We start from the raw sequence: 4,243 nt of genomic DNA, 5'->3' as shown, positions 1-4,243 counted from the left end.
TGCGGTGCCCGTCAGACCACCCGCACCGGACGCCACCGCGTCCAGCCCGGTCATCAGCTCGTCGGTCCCACCCGCGAGCACCACCGCACGATGCGCCAGCACCGGACGCCGCGCCGCAGCCGCCGCCACGGCCGACAGGTCGGTACCCGACACCGTCCTCAGCCGCTCCGCCTGGGCCCGCAGCGCGTCCGGGGTCCGGCCGGACAGCAGCACCGGCACGGTCCGGTACGGCGCCGGTCCGGTCACGGTCTCGTCGGCCGGCGCCTCCTCCAGGATCACGTGCGCGTTGGTGCCGCTGATCCCGAACGAGGACACGCCCGCCCGACGCGGCCGGTCCCCGGAGGTCCACGGACGCGACTCCGTCAGCAGCCGCACCGCACCCGACGCCCAGTCGACGTGCGGGGACGGCCGGTCCGCGTGCAGGGTGGCGGGAAGGGTCTCGTGCCGAAGCGCCAGGACCATCTTGATGATCCCTGCGACACCGGCCGCCGCCTGCGTGTGGCCGATGTTGGACTTGATCGACCCCAGCCAGAGCGGAACGTCTCCGTCCCGGTCCCGGCCGTACGTCGCCAGCAGCGCTTCCGCCTCGATGGGGTCACCCAGCGTCGTGCCGGTGCCGTGCGCCTCGACGGCGTCGACGTCCTGCGGGGAAAGACCCGCCTGCGCCAACGCCGCCCGGATCACCCGCTGCTGCGACGGACCGTTCGGCGCCGTCAAACCGTTCGACGCACCGTCCTGGTTCACCGCCGTACCCCGCACCACCGCCAGCACCCGACGACCCGCAGCCCGCGCCGACGACAACCGCTCGACCACGAAGACTCCGGCGCCCTCGCCCCAGGCGGTGCCGTCCGCGTCGGAGCCGAACGACTTGCACCGGCCGTCGGCGGCCAGCCCGCGCTGACGGCTGAAGTCCAGGAAGGCCGTCGGGGTCGCCATCACGGTGACACCGCCGACCAGCGCCATCGAGCACTCGCCCGACCGCAGCGCCTGCGCCGCAAGGTGCAGCGCGACCAGCGACGACGAGCACGCCGTGTCCACCGTCACCGCCGGCCCCTCCAGGCCGAACGAGTACGAGACGCGGCCGGACAGCACGCTCGCCGCGTTCCCGGTGCCGATGTGGCCCGCCGAGTCCGCGACGTCCTCGGACCCGTCGTCCAGCAGCGCGACGTAGTCCTGACCGTTGGTTCCGGCGAACACGCCGACCTGCTCGCCGCGGAGCGACAGCGGGTCGACCCCGGCCCGTTCGAACGCCTCCCACGACGTCTCCAGCAGCAACCGCTGCTGCGGGTCCATCGCCAGCGCCTCGCGCGGCGAGATCCCGAACAGCCCCGCGTCGAACTCACCGGCGGCGGACACGAAGCCGCCGTCCCGGGTGTACGTGGTGCCGGGGTGCTCCGGGTCCGGGTGGTAGAGGGCTTCCAGGTCCCAGCCGCGGTCCGTGGGGAACCCACCCATGGCGTCGGTCCCGGAGGCCAGCAGGTCCCAGAGGTCCTCCGGGGTGTCGGCCCCGCCCGGGAACCGGCAGGCCAGCCCGACGATGACGATCGGATCGTCGGTGACCGGCGCGGCCGGAGCGGCCGGTACCGCCGCAGCCCGTCCGCCGACGAGCCTTTCCAGCAGGAACCCGGCCAGCCGGTCGGCGTCCGGGTAGTCGAAGACCAGTGCCGCCGGGAGGGTGAGTCCGGTCGCGGCGGCCAGCCGGTTCCGCAGTTCCATCGCGGTGAGCGAGTCGAGGCCGAGGTCCTGGAACGAGCGGTCGGGCGCCACCGCACCGCCCGACCCGTGCCCGAGCACCGCGGCAGCCTGGTCCCGCACCTCGGTCAGCAGGGTCCGGCGCGCCTCGGCGGGCGAGAGGTCCGCCAGCCGCAGCGCGAGCGGCAGCCGGCCGGTCACGGTCACCTCGCGGACCGACGCCCGCACCTCCGGCAGGTCGGCCAGCACCGACGCCGGCCGCAGCACGCCGGACTCGGCGGCGAACCGGTCCCACCGCACGTCCGCGACGACCACCGCCGGCTCGCCACCGCCCACCGCGGCGGCCAGCGCGGCCAGCGCGGCCGCGGGGGGCAACAGGGAGAGGCCCGAGCGGCGGAACTGCGCGGAGCCCGCGTGGCCGGCCATCATGCCGGCATCGGCCCAGGGTCCCCAGGCGATCGAGGTGGCCGGCAGCCCGCGGGCCGCGCGGTGCTCCGCGAGCGCGTCGAGCGCCGCGTTGGCGGCGGCGTAGTTGGCCTGGCCGGGGTTGCCGAGCACGCCGGCGGTCGAGGAGAACAGGACGAACGCCGAGAGCGGGCGGTGCTCCGTCAGTTCGTGCAGTTGCCAGGCCGCGCCGGCCTTGCTCGCCAGCACCGCGTCCAGGCGGGCCGGGTCGAGCCCGGCGACCACGCCGTCGTCCAGGGTCCCGGCGGCGTGCACGATCGCCAGGTCGGGCTCGTCGTCGAACTCCCGCACCAGCGCCGCGACCGCGTCGCGGTCGGTGAGGTCGCAGGCACGGGCCTCGACGTTCTCGAACTCCGCCGTCAGCTCGCGGACCCCCTCCGCCCCGGTCCCCCGTCGGCCGACGAGCACGACCCGTCGGGCGCCCTGCGCCACCGCCCACCGGGCGACCTGGCGGCCGAGACCACCGGTGCCTCCGGTGACCAGAACCGTCCCACGCGGCTCCCAGCCGCCTCCCGACCGCCGAGGCGCCGGGGTCAGGCGGCGGACCAGCAGCCCGCCGCCCCGGACCGAGACCTCGGTCTCGTCACCCAGCCCGCCGGCGAGCACGGCCACCAGACGGCCACCCGCACGGACGTCCAGGTGCTCCGGCAGGTCGATCAGCCCTCCCCAGCGGTCGGGGTGTTCCAACCCGACGACGCGGCCGAAGCCCCACACCTCCGCTCGGTGCGGGTCGACCGCCGGATCGGCGGACCCGGTCGCGACCGCCCCCCGTGTGAGGAGCCAGAGCGGCGCCGCGATTCCGGCGTCGCCCAGTGCCTGGACGGCGGCGAGTACGCCGGTGAGCGAACCCGCCGGTACCAGTACGCCGACCGGCGGTGTGTCGAGCGTCCGCAGCCGGTCGGCCAGCTCGGCCCGCACCCCGATCTCCAACCGGAGCACGGTCGCACCGTGACCGGTCAGGACATCGGCGAGGGCGGCAGTCTCCTCGTCGTCCTCACCGAGAAGCAGCCAGGATCCGTCGACCCGGGCCGCGCCGGGATCGACGACCGGCTTCCAGGTGACGCGGTATCGCCAGCCGTCGATGAGCGAACGTTCCTGGCCGCGCGCCCGCCAGGTCGACAGCGCGGGCAGCACGGTGGCGGCGGCATCGGTATCGACGCCCAACTCCGCTGCGAATGCCGGGAGATCGCCCCTCTCGACGACGTTCCAGAAGCCCGCCTCCGCAGGTTCCGCCGAACGGCCGGGCGCTGCTGCTTGCAGCCAGTACCGCTGGTGCTGGAAGGCGTAGGTCGGCAGCTCGGCCGGTCGGACGCCGGTGAAGAAGGGCGACCAGTCGACCGGGACACCGTTGACGTGCAGAGTCGCCAACGCCGTGAGCACGGTGGTGACTTCGTCACGGTCGCGGCGCAGCAGCGGCGCGGTGACGGCGTCGGGCTGCTGGACGAGCGCGGACAGGACCGCGTCCGGGCCCAGTTCGACGAACCTGGTGACGCCGTCGAGCGCTTCGAGGGCGTCGGCGAAGCGGACGGGCTTGCGGACCTGGTCCACCCAGTACTCCGGGTCCGACCACTGCCCGACACCGACCGAGCGGCCCGTCACCGACGAAACCGCCGGGGCCGAAGGCTCGGCGAAGGAGAGGGACCGCACCACGGCGCGGAAGTCCTCCAACATCGGCTCCATCAACCGGGAGTGGAACGCGTGGCTGGTCCGCAGGCGGCTAGTCTTCCAGCCCCGCCCGCCCGCAGCCTCCGCGACGGCGTCAATCTCGGCTTCGAGGCCCGCAACCACCACGGCCGCAGGGCCGTTCACCACCGCGACGTCCACGTTCGGGAACGCGGCGAGGACGTCCGCCTCGGAAGCACCCACCGCGAGCATCGCCCCACCCGACGGAAGGGCCTGCATCAACCTGCCGCGCGCCGCGACCAGCGTGGCCGCGTCCGAGAGGGACAGCACCCCGGCCACGTGCGCGGCGGCAACCTCGCCGATCGAGTGCCCGACCAGCACGTCCGCCCGCACACCCCAGCGGGTGAGCAGCGCGTGCAACGCCACCTCGACGGCGAACAACGCCGGCTGCGCATACCCCGTC

At 74.7% G+C, this 4,243-nt stretch carries 1 protein-coding gene; it reads right to left on the bottom strand.

The window, feature by feature from the left end; all coding sequences use genetic code 11:
• The coding region (locus PUR61_RS13675) for an SDR family NAD(P)-dependent oxidoreductase (protein WP_329879089.1) at positions 1 to 4,243 on the bottom strand (4,243 nt) is incomplete at both ends.

This window comes from Streptomyces sp. BE20 (assembly GCF_036322525.1).
Lineage (GTDB): Bacteria > Actinomycetota > Actinomycetes > Streptomycetales > Streptomycetaceae > Kitasatospora.
This window is presented reverse-complemented; position numbering and strand designations above follow the sequence as displayed.